This window comes from Rhodococcus sp. W8901 (genome assembly GCF_013348805.1).
Lineage (GTDB): Bacteria > Actinomycetota > Actinomycetes > Mycobacteriales > Mycobacteriaceae > Prescottella.
The window spans coordinates 3,990,665-4,006,827 of sequence record NZ_CP054690.1 but is presented as its reverse complement, the minus strand read 5'-3'; the positions used below and the strand labels follow the sequence as shown (position 1 = coordinate 4,006,827).

16 protein-coding genes and 1 pseudogene are annotated in these 16,163 nt (G+C 68.2%); 8 read left to right on the top strand and 9 right to left on the bottom strand.

The window, feature by feature from the left end:
* The first annotated feature begins 110 nt into the window (after nucleotides 1-110).
* A complete protein-coding gene (locus tag HUN07_RS18770) occupies nucleotides 111-413 on the top strand; it encodes an alkylmercury lyase (RefSeq protein ID WP_114722622.1) in 303 nt (100 codons plus the stop codon).
* A gap of 102 nt (nucleotides 414-515) precedes the next feature.
* Nucleotides 516-734 (top strand): hypothetical protein, encoded by a 219-nt coding sequence (locus tag HUN07_RS18765; RefSeq protein ID WP_114722597.1) that lies wholly within the window; start codon nucleotides 516-518, stop codon nucleotides 732-734.
* A 71-nt stretch (nucleotides 735-805) separates the two neighbouring features.
* Here HUN07_RS18765 and HUN07_RS18760 read toward each other — a convergent pair whose 3' ends face one another.
* Together HUN07_RS18760 and HUN07_RS18755 are read right to left on the bottom strand one after the other, a co-directional pair.
* Complete coding sequence (locus HUN07_RS18760) at nucleotides 806-2,026, bottom strand: acyl-CoA dehydrogenase family protein (RefSeq protein ID WP_114722596.1); 1,221 nt, start codon at nucleotides 2,024-2,026, stop codon at nucleotides 806-808.
* A gap of 44 nt (nucleotides 2,027-2,070) precedes the next feature.
* A complete protein-coding gene (locus tag HUN07_RS18755) occupies nucleotides 2,071-3,480 on the bottom strand; it encodes an acyl-CoA dehydrogenase family protein (protein ID WP_441346828.1) in 1,410 nt (469 codons plus the stop codon).
* 216 nt (nucleotides 3,481-3,696) lie between these two features.
* Between HUN07_RS18755 and HUN07_RS18750 the strand changes: the two genes are divergently transcribed.
* The 3 genes and pseudogenes from HUN07_RS18750 (at nucleotide 3,697) to HUN07_RS18740 (ending at nucleotide 6,931) form a co-directional block, all read left to right on the top strand.
* Complete coding sequence (locus HUN07_RS18750; RefSeq protein ID WP_114722594.1) at nucleotides 3,697-4,353, top strand: response regulator transcription factor; 657 nt, start codon at nucleotides 3,697-3,699, stop codon at nucleotides 4,351-4,353.
* Nucleotides 4,350-5,345 (top strand): HAMP domain-containing sensor histidine kinase, encoded by a 996-nt coding sequence (locus HUN07_RS18745; RefSeq protein ID WP_174911827.1) that lies wholly within the window; start codon nucleotides 4,350-4,352, stop codon nucleotides 5,343-5,345. The genes HUN07_RS18750 and HUN07_RS18745 overlap by 4 nt, the downstream gene beginning before the upstream one ends.
* Nucleotides 5,346-5,396: 51 nt before the next feature.
* A pseudogene (locus HUN07_RS18740) lies at nucleotides 5,397-6,931 on the top strand (DUF4153 domain-containing protein).
* Between the two features lie 9 nt (nucleotides 6,932-6,940).
* Here the strand turns inward: HUN07_RS18740 and HUN07_RS18735 are convergent.
* Complete coding sequence (locus HUN07_RS18735) at nucleotides 6,941-7,267, bottom strand: hypothetical protein (RefSeq protein ID WP_174911825.1); 327 nt, start codon at nucleotides 7,265-7,267, stop codon at nucleotides 6,941-6,943.
* Between the two features lie 117 nt (nucleotides 7,268-7,384).
* Nucleotides 7,385-8,167 (bottom strand): histidinol-phosphatase, encoded by a 783-nt coding sequence (gene hisN, locus HUN07_RS18730; protein ID WP_114722591.1) that lies wholly within the window; start codon nucleotides 8,165-8,167, stop codon nucleotides 7,385-7,387.
* A 186-nt stretch (nucleotides 8,168-8,353) separates the two neighbouring features.
* Here hisN and HUN07_RS18725 point away from each other — a divergent pair, with 186 nt between their 5' ends.
* The 3 genes from HUN07_RS18725 to HUN07_RS18715 are packed head-to-tail and all read left to right on the top strand — an operon-like array spanning nucleotide 8,354 to nucleotide 11,098.
* Nucleotides 8,354-9,853, top strand: coding sequence for an aldehyde dehydrogenase family protein (locus HUN07_RS18725; protein WP_174911822.1), 1,500 nt, complete (start codon nucleotides 8,354-8,356; stop codon nucleotides 9,851-9,853).
* Nucleotides 9,846-10,580, top strand: a complete 735-nt coding sequence (locus tag HUN07_RS18720) for a gamma-glutamyl-gamma-aminobutyrate hydrolase family protein (protein ID WP_174911819.1) — start codon at nucleotides 9,846-9,848, stop codon at nucleotides 10,578-10,580. Before HUN07_RS18725 ends, HUN07_RS18720 begins: the two co-directional genes overlap by 8 nt.
* 44 nt (nucleotides 10,581-10,624) lie before the next feature.
* The gene (locus tag HUN07_RS18715) at nucleotides 10,625-11,098 is read left to right on the top strand and encodes a DUF3830 family protein (RefSeq protein WP_114722588.1); all 474 of its coding nucleotides are present in this window, start codon (nucleotides 10,625-10,627) and stop codon (nucleotides 11,096-11,098) included.
* Nucleotides 11,099-11,273: 175 nt separating this feature from the next.
* On the opposite strand, the gene HUN07_RS18710 is transcribed toward HUN07_RS18715, so the two are convergent.
* From HUN07_RS18710 to HUN07_RS18690, 5 genes are all read right to left on the bottom strand, one after another.
* A complete protein-coding gene (locus HUN07_RS18710; RefSeq protein ID WP_174911816.1) occupies nucleotides 11,274-12,269 on the bottom strand; it encodes an Lrp/AsnC family transcriptional regulator in 996 nt (331 codons plus the stop codon).
* A 69-nt stretch (nucleotides 12,270-12,338) separates the two neighbouring features.
* Entirely contained in the window at nucleotides 12,339-13,379 is a 1,041-nt protein-coding gene (locus tag HUN07_RS18705) for an ABC transporter ATP-binding protein (protein ID WP_114722586.1), read from the bottom strand.
* Nucleotides 13,379-14,179 (bottom strand): ABC transporter permease, encoded by an 801-nt coding sequence (locus tag HUN07_RS18700; RefSeq protein ID WP_174911813.1) that lies wholly within the window; start codon nucleotides 14,177-14,179, stop codon nucleotides 13,379-13,381. The genes HUN07_RS18705 and HUN07_RS18700 overlap by 1 nt, the downstream gene beginning before the upstream one ends.
* On the bottom strand, nucleotides 14,179-15,006 hold the full coding sequence (locus HUN07_RS18695) for an ABC transporter permease (protein ID WP_174911810.1): 828 nt from the start codon (nucleotides 15,004-15,006) through the stop codon (nucleotides 14,179-14,181). The genes HUN07_RS18700 and HUN07_RS18695 overlap by 1 nt, the downstream gene beginning before the upstream one ends.
* Complete coding sequence (locus HUN07_RS18690; protein WP_174911807.1) at nucleotides 15,003-16,052, bottom strand: ABC transporter substrate-binding protein; 1,050 nt, start codon at nucleotides 16,050-16,052, stop codon at nucleotides 15,003-15,005. The genes HUN07_RS18695 and HUN07_RS18690 overlap by 4 nt, the downstream gene beginning before the upstream one ends.
* Nucleotides 16,053-16,163 lie beyond the last annotated feature (111 nt).

Here is a 16,163-nt window from a genome sequence, read left to right as displayed (position 1 = left end):
CCCCCAGCGCCGGATCGGAACGGGTGGATCATGACATGCCGAGTGCAGCTCCGGAGCCGGTACGCGGATTCGGTCGTGGACATCCGGCGCACACGGGTCACAATGAGTATGTGAAGGTCGAGATCCTGTATGTCGATGCGTGCCCGAACTCGCGGGAGGCGGGCGAGCGCGTCCTGGCGGCGCTGGCCAGCGTGGGCCGGGCGGACGTGGAGATCGAGTACCGGGTACTGGCCACGAGCGCGGAGGCCGCGGCATCGCAGTTCGCGGGTTCTCCGACGATCCTGGTCGACGGGGTGGATCCGTTCCCGGCGGAGCGGGTCGCGGACCTGGCGTGCCGGGTGTACCGGACCGAGTCCGGGCTCGCGGGTGTGCCGACGGTGGCGCAGTTGGCCGAGGTGTTCCGCGGCCGTTGACGGGCCGGCGGGGGCCGTCGCCGATTCCTCGACTCGGCAGCGGGGATCAGCCTGTGCGGTGAACCGTCGTGTTAGCCTGCGGCGGGGAGGCCAAGGGGAGATATGCCTGATTCGTTGTACAGCTCAGCCCGCGACAGCCGCCGTCCGAATCTGCGCCGCCGACTACGGCGACTGAAGGTTCCGCTGCTTTTCGTCTCACTGTCGGTGCTGCCCGGACTCGTCTCGTTCCGTGTCTACGGAACGATTCTCGACGCTGCCGTGGTGACAATCCTGACGGCGCTGAGCATCAGCGCGGCGGCGTTCCTCTTCCGTCCACGGTGAATGCAACCGTGCCCCCGCCGATCTGGGATCGGCGGGGGCACCGTTGCGGTTGAGAGTTGTTCTCGCGCAGACTACTTGAGCTCGGCCGAGCTCTTGCCGAGCAGTCGTCGGGCGATGATGAGCTGCTGGATCTGCTGGGTGCCCTCGAAGATGTCGAGGATCTTGCTGTCGCGGGCCCACTTCTCGAGCAGCGGGCGCTGCGAGTACCCGTAGCTGCCGGCGAGCTCGACGGCCTTGAGCGACACCGCGGTTCCGGTGCGCCCGGCCTTCGCCTTCGACATCGACGCCTCGAGCGAGTTGGGCTTCTTGTTGTCGGCCATCCACGCCGCCCGCAGCGCCAGCAGGTACGACGCCTCCCAGTCGGCCTCGAGCGCCAGGAACTCGGCGGCGGCGGCGTGCTGGTTGTAGGCGGGGGTGTCGTACGAGATCTCGACGCCGGCCTCCTCCAGGACGCTGCGCAACTCCTCGAGCACCGCCCGGCCCAGGCCCACGGCCATACCGGCGACGATGGGACGGGTGTTGTCGAACGTCTGCATGACGCCCGCGAAACCCTTCTCCACGTTCACTTCCGGGCTGCCGAGCAGGTTGTCCTTCGGGATCCGGCAGTCCTGCAGGAGCAGCACCGCGGTGTCGGACGCCTTGATGCCGAGTTTGTGCTCGAGGCGGGCCACGCTCAGACCCGGCGCCTCGCGCGGCACGACGAACGACTTGATCGCCGCGCGGCCCTTGCTCTTGTCGACGCTCGCCCACACCACGATGTGCGAGGAGCGCTCACCGGCGGTGACGAAGATCTTCTCGCCGTTGAGGACCCACTCGTCGCCGTCGAGCACCGCGGTGGCGGTGACGGCGGCGGAGTCGGAGCCGAAGCTGGGCTCGGTGATGGCCATCGAGGCCCACACCTTGCCGAAGCGCTCGAGCTGCTCGTCGGTCGCGACCGCGGCGATCGCCGAGTTGCCGAGGCCCTGGTAGGGGATCGACAGCGTCAGACCGACGTCGCCCCAACAGGTCTCGATCACGTTCATCAGCGACGCCATGTTGCCGCCGTTGGCGTTGCCGATGACCTTGGGCTCGTCACCGTTCTGGTCGCTGGTACGACCCAGTGCCGCACCGGACGCGCCCTGGCCCGAGTCGTTCAGGCCCTCGACCATGGCGGCCATGGTGTCGAGTTCCTTGGGGTACTCGTGCTCGGACAGGTCGTACTTGCGGGAGATGGGCCGGAAGATTTCCGCTGCGACCTGATGCGCCTGGTTCGCAGAGGCCTTCAGCTTCTTGGGAAGTTCGAGATTGATCATCGAAAAGGTCTCCTAGTCGAAAGATTCGACAGATCGGTTCGGCGTCAGATGAGGACGATGCCTTCGGCAACGCCGATGGCTCGCAGGTCGCGGTACCAGCGCTCCACCGGGTGTTCCTTGGTGTAGCCGTGCCCGCCGAGCAGCTGGACGCCGTCCAGGCCGATCTGCATGCCCTTGTCGGATGCGAGCTTGCGGGCCAGCGCCGCCTCGCGGGCGAACGAGAGGCCTTGCTCCGCGCGGGACGCGCCGCGCAGGGTCACCAGGCGCATGCTGTCGAGCTCGATCGCGATGTTCGAGATCATGAACGCGACGGCCTGGCGGTGGCTGATCGGCTCGCCGAACGCCTCCCGCTCGTTGGCGTAGGGGATCACGTAGTCGAGCACGGCCTGGCTGGTGCCCACCGCGAGCGACGCCCAGCCCAGGCGGGCGAGACGGATCGCGTCGGCGTACTCGCGCGCACGCTGGTCGGCGTCGCCGTCGCCGAGGATCGCGGACTCGGGCACCGCGACATCGGTGAGGATCAGCCGGCCCAGGCCCGCGGCGCGCAGGCCCATGCTCGGATCCGCCTCCACCACCAGGCCCTCGGTGTCGGACTCGATGAGGAAGAACGCCGGGCGGCCATCGAGTTCGGCGGCCACGACGAACAGTTCCGCCGACCCGGCCGCGGGCACCAGCGACTTGACACCGTTGAGCCGGTAGCCGCTGGGGGAGCGGACGGCCTTGGTCTGCAGCGCGAACGGGTCGAACAGCGCGCGCGGTTCGCTCACCACGACCGCGGCGGCGGGCACGTTCTCGCCGGCGAACGCGGGCAGATACGTCTTCTGCTGCTCGTCGGTGCCCCACTGGGTGAGGGCGACGGCTACGCCGCTGGGGGCGAGGATCGGCAGCGCCAGGCCCATGTCGCCGTGCGCGAGGGCCTCGGCGACGAGCGAGTTGGTGACCGCGCCGCGCTCGGAGGCGACACCCTCGAACTCCTCGGGGATGTTGATGAGGGTGATGCCGAGTTCGGCGGAGCGCTTGAGCAGATCCGCGGGTGCGGCGGCGGCCTCGTCGGCGTCGTGCGCGGCCGGGCGCAGGATCTCGGCCGAGAACTCGCGCACCGTCTCGACGATCATCTTCTGGTCGTCGTCGGGCGTCAGGTCGAAGTAGCCGGCGTTCTTGGTGGCACCGTCGGGCAGGCGCTTGGGTGCGCCGCCGCCGGAGACCCGGTTGAACGTGCGGGTCGCGGCCCCGAGGGTCTTGAAGCCGGTCTTGGTGCCCTCGTAGGTGACGCGATCGATGGTCTGGCGCAGGTTGTACTTCTCGGCCAGGTCGGAACCCGTGATCCGGGTCAGCACGCGCATCGCGGCGCCCATGGCATCGCGCTTGACCGGGTTCAAGCCGACCGCCGAGGTGTCGCGGGGCTCACGCTTGGCGCCGTTCGTCTTCACAACGTCTTGCTTGCTCATGGTCACCATTTCTCGGTGTTCGGTCTTGGACGATTCACCACCTTACTCCGGAGTAAGATATGAAGTCGAGCGAATCCCGAAAGTGATGAGTGTCATGAGTCGGGCATTTCGCGCTGCGGCCGAGAACCTGCACACAACCTTCACAACTCCTGCCGGGCATCCCCACAACCGCCCAATACAGTCGAGATCGTGACGAACCGAGATGGGGCGAACCGGCGGAGAGTGCTCGTCGTCGACGACGAACGCACGATCTCCGAATCGATCGCTGCGCGGCTGCGCGCCGAGGGTTACGAGGTGCGGGCCGCATACGACGGACCGACCGCTGTGTCGGAGTGCGAGGCATTCGGTCCCGACGTCGTCGTGCTGGACGTCATGCTGCCCGGTTTCGACGGGCTCGAGGTGTGCCGCCGCATCCAGGCGTCTCGGGCGGTTCCGGTGCTGATGCTGACCGCGCGGGCCGACGAAACGGACATGGTGATCGGGCTCGGGGTGGGCGCCGACGACTACCTGAGCAAGCCGTTCAGCATGCGGGTGCTGGTCGCCCGGGTCGCCGCGCTGCTGCGCCGGGCCGACCGCGCGGCGGAGTCGGACCTGCTGGTGCTCGGCGACGTGGCGATCGACCTCAGTGCCCGCTCGGTCCGCGCGGCGGGCGTCGAGGTGCACCTCACCCGCACCGAATTCGACCTGTTGGCGCACCTGGCGTCGCGGCCGCGCGCCGCGATCGCCCGCGAGACCCTGCTCGAGCAGGTGTGGGGCTGGGGCGACGCCGCGAGCAGTCGCACCGTCGACAGTCATGTGAAGGCGTTGCGCCGCAAGCTCGGTGGCGACGTGATCCGCACCGTGCACGGGGTGGGCTACGCGCTCGAGGTCCCGAGATGAACTGGCCCCGTCCCCTCGACCCGCTGCGCTCGTTCAAGGCCAAGACCGGCCTGCTCGTGGTCGCCTCGCTGCTGCTCGCCTCGCTGACGTTCTGGGCCACGTCGCAGTGGCAGTTCCGGTTCGCGCTCCTGTCGGCGCTCGTCGCGGCGCTGGTGGTGACGCAGGTCCTCGCGCACGGCATGACCTCGCCGCTGCGGGAGATGACCGCCGCGGCGAAAGCGATGGCGACCGGCGACTATTCGCGCCGGGTGCGGTCCACGTCGCGGGACGAGATCGGGCAACTGGCCACGGCGTTCAACCAGATGGCCGAGGACCTCGAGGCCGAGGACCGGTACCGCCGTGAACTGATCGGCAACGTCTCGCACGAACTGCGCACGCCGATAGCGGCGCTGCAGGCGGTGCTCGAGAACGTCGTCGACGGGGTCGAGTCGCCCGACGAGTCGACGATGCGGTCGGCGCTCGCGCAGACCGAGCGGCTCGGCAGCCTGGTGGCCGACCTCCTGGATCTGTCGAGGATCGAGGGAGGTGCGGTTCCGCTGCAGCAGAGCGCCTTCGAGGTCGAGCCGTTCCTGGGCGAGGTGATCCGGCAGGCGTCGAGCCCGGCACGACCGCTGCTGGTGGATGTGGACGTCTCGCCGACCGGACTGCGGGCCGTGGCCGACACCGCCCGGCTGCACCAGGTGATCGCGAACCTCGTCGACAACGCGGCCCGGCACGGTTCGCAGGACGTGCCCGTGCGGATCCGGATCCGGGTCCGCGCCGACCCTCACGCCGGCGAGCTGATCCTCGACGTCCACGACGACGGCCCCGGAATCCCCGCGGCGGACTGTTCCCGGGTGTTCGAACGCTTCGCGCGCGGCGGTGCCCAGGACGGCGGAACCGGGCTGGGCCTCGCGATCGCCCGCTGGGCGGTGGATCTGCACGCGGGCCGGATCGAGGTCCTCGACACCGCGTCCGGCTGCTGTATCCGGGTGACACTGCCCCAGGGCTAGACCCCACTCACGATCGACATCCGCTCGGGACCGGACCTTTCCGGTCCCGCGATGACGCCTGCCCGCCCACGGCCGGGCACAGACGAGGAGGACATCATGACCGCACCGACGACGATCCCGCCGGAGTTCGTCCCGCCCGACGGTCTGTGGCGCTGGCGCCGCGACGTGTGGCGGCGCGACCGGACATCGATGGCGCCCCGCGGGGCCCTGGTGGCCGCGCTGACCGCCGGCACGATCGCGACCCTGACGCTGCAGGTGACGGTGGTGAGCATCGCGTACCTCCTCACCGGAGCGGCGGTGGCGGCGACAGCCTTCGTCACCGTGCGCCCGCGCCCGACGCCGCTGCAGCTCGTGGTGGTCGTCGGTGCGCTCGCCCTGCTCGCGGTCGCGGCGCTCCGCGGCGCCGACTGGCTGGTGGCGCTGTGTGTGGTGGCGAGTTGGGTGGTGGGATCGGTTGCGCTGGTGGGGGGCTGGACGTGGACCGGGCTTGCGCTCGCGTCCGTCGCGCTGTGGCTCACCCCGGTCCGGGTGACCGGTTGGGTGCGCCGCGGTCGTGCCCGGCTGCGGCCCGGGCGCAGGGTCGAGCCGGTTCGGGTCTTCGTCGTGGCCGCGATCAGCGTGGCACTGTTGGCGGTGTTCGGATCGCTGTTCGTCAGCGCGGACCCGGAGTTCGGCAGACTGTTCGACGCCGCGTTGCCCGACGTCCGGGTCGGCAATCCCGCCGGGCGCGTGCTCCTCGGTCTCTTCGTCGTGGGCGTGGCGTCGGCGTCGGCGTACCTGCGGAGGCGGACGCCGCGATTCGATGCCCTCGCACCCGGACCCGGCCACCCGCTCGCGCGGTGGGAGTGGGCGGTGCCGCTCGCGCTGCTCGACGCACTGTTCGTGGGCTTCGTCGCGGTGCAGGTGCGGGTGCTGTTCGGCGGGGACCGGCACGTCCGGGACACCGTCGGACTGACCTACGCGAACTACGCGCGGCAGGGCTTCTGGCAGCTCGCGGCGGTCACCGTTCTCACGTTGGTCGTCGTCGCCGTCGCGGTGCGCAAAGTGGACCGCCGCAGCGCGGGGGACCGGGCGCTCGCCCGGGTGCTGCTGGGCCTGCTCTGTGGTCTCGGGCTCGTCGTCGTGGCGTCGGCGGTGCACCGGATGTCGCTGTACGAGAACGAGTTCGGATTCACCCGGCTGCGGCTGAGCGTGATGGCGACCGAGCTTGGCTCGGCGTCGTGTTCGTGCTGCTGCTCCTGGCGGGAATCCGGATGTCGGCGCGGTGGCTGCCCCGGGCGGTGCTGGCGTCGGCCGCGATCGGCTTGCTCGGGTTCGCGGCGCTGAACCCGGACGGCTACATCGCCGAACGGAACGTGCAGCGGTACGCCGCGACCGGCGACATCGACGTCGCGTACCTGGGCGGGTTGTCCGTCGACGCCGTGCCCGCGCTCGACCGGCTCGCCGAACCTGTGCGCTCGTGCGCGCTGTCCGGCATCGACGTCGGTGGCGGTACGGCGTGGTTCGAGTACAACGCGGCCCGATCGCGGGCACGGGAGATCCTGCGGGACCGGCCGGTGATGGCGTGTACCCACGGGTCCTGGTGAGGGCGGACGTCAGTGCCAGGGAACGATGGGCGGCTTGACCCACATGATCTTCTCGTCGGCGTGCGCGGGTACGGCGCGCGGATCGTCGGGATGGGCCTGGGCCCACCGGGTCTTCTCGTCGACCAACTCCGCGGCCACCGTCCACGTCTCGCGGGTACTCGGCGGGTTCGCGCCGGCCGCCCGTGCCAGCTTGCGGAGCCGATCGTCGGGCAGGTCGAGCAGTTCGGCGCCGGTGATCGAGCGGTCCCACACGAACCGCGCCAGTTCCAGCGCCTTCTCCCGACGCTTGCGGCTCGCCTGATCAGTGTGGGCGAAGTCGACCTCGTCCGCGTCCATCCCGGTCACTCCCGTCGCTACTCGTGTCTGTGCTGGACCTGCCTTCCCTTGATTCGCGCACTTATCGGTGTCGGCGGAGCCCGAATCACACCGATTAGTGCGCAAATCGCGGGGGAATCAGCGGAGGCGGGCCAGGACCTCGTCGTGTAGCAGGCCGTTGGTGGCCACCGCGCTGCCGCCGTGGGGGCCGTCGGCGCCCTCGAGGCTGGTGAAGCGGCCACCCGCCTCGCGGACCAGCAGGTCCAGGGGCGCGAGGTCCCACAGCGACACCTCGGGCTCGGCCGCGATCTCGAGCGTGCCCTCGGCCAACAGGCAGTAGGAGAAGAAGTCGCCGTAGCCGCGGATGCGCCACACCTCGTCGGTGAGGTCGACGAAGCGGTCGCGGATGCCGCGTTCCTTCCACCCGGACAGCGACGAGAACGCCAGGCTCGACGACGCCAGGTCGCCCACCGCCGACACCGACAGCCGTCGGGCGTCGCCGCCGTCGTACGACGCCCACGCGCCCTCACCGGCCGACGCCCACCAGCGACGGTTCAGTGCTGGGGCGCTCACCACGCCGACGACGGGGACGCCGTCCTCGAGCAGTGCGATCAGGCTGGCCCACACCGGGACACCGCGCACGAAGTTCTTGGTGCCGTCGATCGGGTCGATCACCCACTGCCGACCCTCGAACTTCGCGTCGCCGCCGAACTCCTCGCCGAGGACGTCGTCGCCGGGCCGTTCCACGGCCAACGTCGCGCGCACTGCCCGCTCCACCGCCAGGTCGGCATCCGACACGGGGGTGAGGTCGGGCTTGGAATCCACCTTCAGATCCAGCGCGCCGAATCGAGCGCGGGTGATGGCGTCGGCCTCGTCGGCGATGCGGCGGGCGAGAGTCAGGTCGGCGGCGCGTGCGGTCACGACAGCAAAGCCTACCGGCGCCCTGCCCGCGGTTGCTTCCAGCGAAGGCCTCAGGCGGATTCGGATGGAGAACCGGCAATCAGTGACGAATATGGACTACTGATTGCCGAACATTGGCGGATGTGGCACTCTTGAGCGCGAATCGTGGCGGAAGCCACAATCCTCGGTCGTCGAAGGGACGGTTACATGTCGCTCAGTTCAACTGCGCGCGACGCGATGCAGGATGTGATGCGACTCGAGGGCGCCTATATCGGCGGGCAACTCGTGTCGCTCGACGGCGCCGAATGCGTGCCGGTCATCTCGCCACGCGACGGCCGGTCGCTCGGGGTACTGCACGCAAGCGACGAGATGCACGTCGACCTCGCCGTCTACGTCGCCCGATCGGCCTTCCGGACGTCCGGCTGGGCCACGGCGCCGGCGCGCGAGCGGGGCGAGGTCCTGAAGAAGTGGGCGCTCCTCGTCGGGGAGAACGCCCAGGAACTGGCCACCATCATCTCGCTCGAGATGGGCAAGCCGGTGTCTCAAGCGCTCAACGTGGAGTTGGCAGCGGTCGAGAAGTGCATCCGGTGGTACGGCGAACTCGCCGACAAGCTGTCGGACAAGCTGATCGCGCACGAGGCGTCCGTGCTGGCGTACTCGGTCGAGGCCCCGGCCGGCGTGGTGGCCGCCGTGGTGCCGTGGAACTTCCCGCTCACGATGACCGCATGGAAGCTCGCGCCCGCACTCCTCGCCGGCAACTCGGTGGTGGTGAAACCGTCGGAGCAGACGCCGTTCTCGGCACTGCGACTGGCGGAACTGGCCGGCGAGGCCGGACTGCCGGCGGGTGTGCTGAACGTCGTGAACGGCCTGGGTCGGGATGCCGGTCAGGCGCTCGGTCGGCACCCCGACGTCGACGTCCTGACCTTCACGGGATCGCCGGTCACCGGGCGCGCCTTCATGAAGTACAGCGCCGAATCGAACGGCAAGCGGGTGTGGCCGGAGCTCGGCGGGAAATCCGCCACCATCGTCCTGCCCGACGCCGACATCCGGGCCGCCGCCGCCAGCGCCGCCGAGAACGCATTCTTCAACCAGGGCCAGATGTGCAGTGCCTCGTCTCGGCTGATCGTGTTCGAGGACAACGCCGACGAGGCCGTCGCCGCGGCGTGCGAGGTTGCTGCCGCGCTGCAGCCGCGGGACCCGCTCGACGCCGGTACCGCCTTCGGCGCCATCGTCAGCGCCGGCGCGGTGGCCGGGATCGAGGCCAAGGTCGCGGACGCGCTCGAGCAGGGGGCGGTCCTGGCCGCCGGCAGCCCGCGGCGCGCTGTGGTGCAGGGCCTGGAAGGGGGCTCGTACTTCGCCCCTGTCGTCCTCGATCACGTCGATCCCGATTCCCGGATCGCGCAGGAGGAGGTTTTCGGGCCGGTCCTCTCGGTCATCCGCGTCAGCAGCGAGGCGGAGGCGATCCGCGTCGCCAACGACACCCGGTACGGACTCGCGGCCTCGGTGTGGGGCAGTGACGTCGCCGCGATCCACCGCGTCACGCGTGCCGTGAAGGCCGGCGTGATCTGGGTGAACTGCTACGAGGAGGGCGACATGCGCCTTCCCTTCGGCGGTGTGAAGGAGAGCGGATTCGGGCGGGACAAGGGCGCCGATGCGCTGCACAAGTACACCGACACCACCGCGGTCTGGATGAAGCTCGATGGCTGATCGCCCCCTGATCGCCGTCACCACGTGGCGGCGCGATCTCCCCACCTACCTCGGCGAGCGGACCGACCTGTTCACCGTGGGCACCGAGTACGTCCGGTTCTTCTCCGCGCAGGGCCTGTCCGTGATCCTCGTTCCGGAATGCACCGGAGACGACGCCGCGGCCCTGCTCTCGCACGTGAGCGGGCTCGTGCTCTCCGGGGGAGAGGACGTGGGCGAGTGGATCGCCCGCGGCGAGGACGTCGGTGCCCCGCTCGACGCCACCAGCCGTGACGTGACCGAACACGCGCTTGTCGTGGCCGCCCGGGAACTCGGATTGCCGGTCTTCGGCATCTGCCGCGGAATGCAACTGCTCGCGGCCCTCCACGGCAGTCGCGTCGTCGACCTGCCCGCCGTCCGGGACCTGCACCCGTACGGACTCGCGCCCGAGGCCCAACTCGACCACCGCCACGAGATCGACATCGCGTCCGGCCCGGCGCCGTCCGCTGTTCGAGGTATGCGTGTCAATTCGATTCACCAGCAGGCGATCTCGCATTGCCCGGATGGTTTCGCCGTGACCGCGACGGCCGCGGACGGGACGATCGAAGCGATCGAGTCGACCACCGACTGGTACGCCGCTGGTGTCCAGTGGCACCCCGAGAAGATGTGCGGCGCCGACGAGTTCGCCGAACAGGCACAGTTCGTCGCTCCGTTCGTCGACGCCGTCAAGAGCTACCGACACACCACCTGATGACGCAACACCGAAGTATGCACCGAACAGAAAGAGGAACCCCCGTGACCGAGCAGAAGCTCTTCTTCGAGTACGAGAACGGCCCGCGTGCCATCGCCACCATGCATCTCGACCTGGCACCGAAGACGTGCGACGCGTTATGGGGTGCGCTGGTGAAGCCCGTGACCGTCGATGCGATGCACGCGATGTATGCCGGCCCGGAGGTGATGACCGGTCTCCCCGAGGAGGCGCAGAATTTCGATCCGGAGGCAGTCCCGTTCGAGAACCAGCAGGTCATTCCGGGCGTCGGTGACGTGCTCTGGTACTACCAGCGTCCGATGCAGATGGGCGGCCTGCCGTTCGAGTGGTACGAGGTCGGCGTCTGCTACGCCCCCGGCGTGCGCACGTTCGGCCCGCTGGGATGGACCCCGGTCAACGTGTTCGCCACCGTGACCGAGGGACTCGCCGACTTCGCCAAGGCCTCGGCCGACATCCGGATCACCGGGCTGAAGAAGCTCACGATCGGTCGCGTCGAATAGCTCCGAAGCCAGTGGGGCCGTGCCCGCCGCCGACGTAGCCGGGCGGGCACGGCCCCATTCGTCTGCGCGGGTTCGGGCGGAAACTGTTCGGCTCAAAGGTGTTCGGTACCGAGCGCACGCCGAAACGCCGCACCACATCTCGTGTGGTGCGGCGTCGGGTGTATCGAGACCGAGGTCAGGCCACGACGTCGTCGACGAACAACGGGCCGCGACGAACGGCTTTGAGTACCACGCGGGATTCGGCGATCTCCACGGTCGTCAGGGATCCGATCACGCTGTTCTGGAAGTCGAACAGCGCCTCCTCGTCCGTGAACAGTCCGTCGACCAACAGTCCGGCGTGCCCGGTGAGAGCCGCGCAGTATCGAACGGACGGATGAGTGGCGAGTGAACCGCCGATGCTCTCGATGTCTCCGCCGCGGATGTGCAGCCACAGCATGGCTTCGACCTTGAAACCGAAGAATGTGGGCGCCACCTCGGTGCGAACCCGCAGGACGCCGACACCGAACAGGGTGTCGAGCCGACGGCGAACGGTCTGCGCGTTGATGCCGGCGTCCTGCGCGAGCATCGAGATCGTCGCGCGCCCATCGTTGCTCAGCTGGTCGATCAGGTTCTGGTCGACGGCATCGAGAACCACCGGCGTGGAACTGGTCGACGGCGCGTGCCAGGGTGCGGACTTGCGAAGGGCCTCGACCTGCTCCGCCGGCAGTATCCCGGCGTGCCAGTCCAGGCCCATCAGGTAGGACCGCAGAACGGTACTGACCTCGAACGCCCGCAGCCCGGGGATGGCCGGAAGTGTCTGCAACAGCAGCACTTGATGCGCCTCGGCGCTCTCCACGAGAACGAGAGCGACGATGTCGCCCGAACCCTCGAGGATCGACACCGAGGACGCACCCGGCAGCGCTGCCACCCTGCGGGCCACCTGGGCCACCTGGTCGATCTCGGTGCCGAGGCGAATGAGTACGCCCCGTGCGTGCAGCAGCTTGTTCGCATCGACATAGGTGGACACCCGCACACATCCCGTGTCGAGCAGATGCTGTCCACGTCGCATGACGGTCCGCGACGGAAGATCGATGACGCGACTGATGGCCTCCCAGGAGGCGCGTCCGTTTACCTGCAGTGCGCTCGCAATGAGCCGATCGGTGTCGCCCGTGTCATTGCCCTTCTGACTCATGGTCTGCAGCCTTCGTATGAGAATTTATGTGCGGGAAGAGAATTACACAGTGTAACCATGTCTCCGACGCTATTTCGTCAGGATCCGACTCTGCTCACTGCGCCAGGAAACCGTCACCTCGCTGCCCGGGTACGCGATCGTCGAGGTCGGGGCGACGGCCCGAAGCTCTTGTCCCGCCGCCTCCACCACGATCAGCAGCTCGCTTCCCCGGAACACTCGGGACTTGACCACCGCGGTCAGGTGCGCGTCGCAGCCGTCCGGTGCGTTGACCCGGATGTCCTCCTGCCGGACCATCAGCAGCGACTCGCCACCGAAGGTCTCCGGGGCCGGCACGGTCACATCGCCCACCGACGCGCGCCGATCCGCGCCCCCCGTGACGTCGAGGAGGTTCGCGGCCCCCAGGAAATCGGCAGCGAAGCGCGTGCCCGGGTTCGCGTAGAGATCCTCGGGCGTACCGGACTGCTCGACGACGCCACCCTGCATCAGAATGACCTGGTCGGACATGCTCAGTGCTTCGTCCTGATCGTGCGTGACGAAAACGGTGGTCACGCCCAGACTCCGTTGCAGCGACACCAGTTCCACCTGCATGTCCTCGCGGAGGCGTGCATCGAGATTCGACAGAGGTTCGTCGAGCAGGATCAGCCGGGGGCCACCGACGATCGCGCGGGCCAATGCCACGCGCTGCTGTTGGCCGCCGGACAGCTGTCGTGGCATGCGCGACGCCAGGTGATCCATCTGGACCTGTTCCAGCGCCCGCACGGCGAGGTCCCGCTGTTCGGCGCGGGTTCCGTGCGCCTTTCCGCGCATCCGCAGGGGAAAGCGGACGTTCTCGAGCACGCTCATGTGCGGCAGGAGTGCATAACTCTGGAACATCATGCTCAGCCGCCGGTTCTCCGGCGCGAGGTCGGTGACGTCCTCTCCGCCCACCGAGATGGTCCCGGAGTCGACGGTCTCGAGGCCCGCGATGCACCGCAGCAGCGTCGACTTGCCACAGCCACTGGAACCGAGCAGCGACACGAAGCTGCCCGATTTCGCGTGGATGTCGACGCCCTTGAGTACCTTCACGTCCCCGAATGTCTTGTGAACGTCGGCGATGGTGAGATCGGCCATTAGCTGAAGACCTTTCCGAGACCGACGATCTTCTCGATCGCCAGGATTGAAATCGCGGTGAGGGCCATCGAGAGAGTCGAGACGGCCGCCACCGTCGGCGATGCGCTGAACTCGAGCTGTCCGTAGATGGCGAGGGGGAGTGTTTGGAGCTGGGGTGTCCGCAGGAACAGCGCGATGACCGCGTCGTCGAAGGAGACGATGAAGGCCAGGAAGGCGCCGGCGATGATTCCGGGGCGGCACATCGGTAGCAGCACGTGCCAGTAGCGCTGCCACCAGCTGGCACCCATCACCCGGACGGCCTCTTCGGTGAACCCGTCGGATCTCGCGATCACCCCGAGGACCGTTCGGACGACGTAGGGGACGGTGATGACGACGTGCGCGAGCATCAGGATCCAGGGCGAGGATCCGCCCATCAACTGGGACACCGTCTGGAGGATGCCGATCGCGAAGATGATGCTCGGCATGGTCAGCGGCGACAGGGAAAACGACTGCAGCGCACCCGAACCGGGAACCTTGTGACGTGCGATCCCGATGGCGAAGGCCGTCCCGATCGCGGCCGCACCCACCGCGGCGATGAGGGCGACCTGCAGGCTGAACAGGAACGGATACGTGTACGTGGTGTCGGCCAGCGCATCCGCGAACCACTCCAGGCTGAGACCTTCGGGCGGGAAGGCGAGGAACTGGTCCGAGTTGAACGCGGCCCCCACCACCACCGCGAGCGGGGCCAGCATGAACAGCGCGATGAGAACGAGGAAGACCTTGCCGGCGATCCTCAACGGAAGCGGAGTTGATCGAACCACTATTTCATCCTCGCGTTCGCAATTCGGTTGGTCGCCGCGATCGTGATGACGACGACCGCCAGGATCAGCACCGCCTGCGTCGCGGCGAAGGGGATGTCGTTGCTGACCGTCGCATCGTGGTAGATGAATCCGGCGATCACCGGAAGCTGCGCTCCGCCAATGAGGTTCGGTGTGATGAACGAACTGATCGACAGTGCGAAGCACAGCGTGGCTCCGGAGACGATGCCCGGTAGGGACAGCGGAAGTATCACGTGCCGAAAGGTTCCGACGAATCCCGCGCCCATGGTTCGGGATGCTTCCCGGAGCCGCACGTCGATCCCGTTGATGACACCGAGAACCGACAGGACCGCGAACGGCACCAGTACCTGGATCATGGCGATGTTCACGCCGAGTTCGGTCCCCAGCAGACCCTGTCGAGCCTGGCTCAGATCCAGGAAACCCGGAATCTTCGCCAGCGGGCCGGACGGGCCCATGAGGATGACCCAGCCGAACGTCCGGATGACGACGCTGGTCATCAGCGGAAGGATTGTCGCGATCATCATGAAGGCCCGCGCTTTCGCGGAGAGCCCGGCCATGATGTACGCCAGCGGTACGGCAATGACGACCGAGGCGATCGTCTGGATGAATGCCATCCGCAGTGACCGCTCCGATGCGCCGAGGGAGACCGACGACCCGAAGAACCTGGTGAAGTTGCTGAGGGTGAACCCGGCGGAATCTGTGGTGAAGCTGGCCAGGAGTGTTCTGGCGACGGGGATCACGAATGCGATCAGAAGCAGCGCAATGAGCGGCAGCACCAATAGCCAGGGTTCGGCGGAGCGCTTCCTCATCGCGCGATCTGCTCCTGCCACTGGTTCTGCCAAGCCGCGGACTTCCCGGTGATCTGCGCCGGATCGAACCTGACCAGCTTCTCCAGCGTCGGGCCCGACAGAATCTTGGACTGCATGTCAGCGGGGACGGCTGCCTTCGTGTTCACCGGCGAGTAGGCCATGCCGGTGACGAACTTCTCCTGGGCGCCCGCGCTCAGTGCATAGTCGATGAACTTGGTGGCGAGGTCGGTGTTGGGGCGGCCGGCGACGACGTTGGCGGTGATGAACGACCCGGTCGTGCCCTCTCGCGGCATGGTGAAGCCGACGGGCTGGCCGGCCTTGCGCAGCGTCTCCGCGTAGTCCTGCGAGTAGGGAGCCAGCCAGATGTCGCGGGCCGCGAAGGCCTGCTGGAGGTCGGACGACGTCTTGGTGATGATGGAGTCGCCGGCGCGGGCCGACTGGCCGATCGCGTCGATACCGGGGGCGACGTCGTCGATCGTCCCGCCCCGGGTGCCGTTGATCATCAGCATCCCGAGGGTGCCGTAGCTGTTCGACAGGTCCGTGAAGGCGACGTGCTGCCGGTACTCGGGGTTGAAGGCGTCGTTCCACGACGTGGGCTCGTCGATCTTGTCCGTGCGGTACAGCAGCCCCATCGGGGTGATCTGAACCACCGGTCCCTGACCGCCGGCAAGATCGCTGGTCGCCTGGGCGATCAGGTCGGGACCGTTGGTGAGCGCGGACGGGTCGATCGGCGCGAGGAGCCCGTCCTTGGCGGCCACCGCCTCCTGACCCCCGGAGAAGAAGACGACATCCATCTGCGGGCTCGACTTCTGGGCCTGGAGCTGCGCGAGCGCGTCCGAGCTGTACAGCGTCACCTGCTTGACGGTGACGTTGTTCTCCTTCTCGAACGGCTTCACCACGGCATCGGTGAAGTTCTTCTGCCACTCGCCGCCGAACGTCGTGACGACGAGTTCGGACGCCGATGACGTCCCGGGCGTGCATGCGGTCAAGGAGGCGGAGGCGCCCACTGCGAGGGCGATTGCGGTGAGTGCGAGGCGACGTTTCATCTGACTTCCTGGATGTGGGTTGAGGCGTCCGAACAAGTCGACGCGGCCGACGGCGAGGCACTTCGTGGGCTGTGACCCAGGCCACGAGTCGGATGAGTGTTGCATATTCGC

Excerpts from the sequence above, each read along its gene's own strand:
- HUN07_RS18765 (WP_114722597.1), top strand. The coding sequence starts at position 516 with ATGCCTGATTCGTTGTACAGCTCAGCCCGCGACAGCCGCCGTCCGAAT.
- HUN07_RS18760 (WP_114722596.1), bottom strand. The coding sequence starts at position 2,026 with ATGATCAATCTCGAACTTCCCAAGAAGCTGAAGGCCTCTGCGAACCAG.
- HUN07_RS18745 (WP_174911827.1), top strand. The coding sequence starts at position 4,350 with ATGAACTGGCCCCGTCCCCTCGACCCGCTGCGCTCGTTCAAGGCCAAG.
- HUN07_RS18735 (WP_174911825.1), bottom strand. The coding sequence starts at position 7,267 with ATGGACGCGGACGAGGTCGACTTCGCCCACACTGATCAGGCGAGCCGC.
- HUN07_RS18725 (WP_174911822.1), top strand. The coding sequence starts at position 8,354 with ATGTCGCTCAGTTCAACTGCGCGCGACGCGATGCAGGATGTGATGCGA.
- HUN07_RS18720 (WP_174911819.1), top strand. The coding sequence starts at position 9,846 with ATGGCTGATCGCCCCCTGATCGCCGTCACCACGTGGCGGCGCGATCTC.
- HUN07_RS18710 (WP_174911816.1), bottom strand. The coding sequence starts at position 12,269 with ATGAGTCAGAAGGGCAATGACACGGGCGACACCGATCGGCTCATTGCG.
- HUN07_RS18705 (WP_114722586.1), bottom strand. The coding sequence starts at position 13,379 with ATGGCCGATCTCACCATCGCCGACGTTCACAAGACATTCGGGGACGTG.
- HUN07_RS18695 (WP_174911810.1), bottom strand. The coding sequence starts at position 15,006 with ATGAGGAAGCGCTCCGCCGAACCCTGGCTATTGGTGCTGCCGCTCATT.
- HUN07_RS18690 (WP_174911807.1), bottom strand. The coding sequence starts at position 16,052 with ATGAAACGTCGCCTCGCACTCACCGCAATCGCCCTCGCAGTGGGCGCC.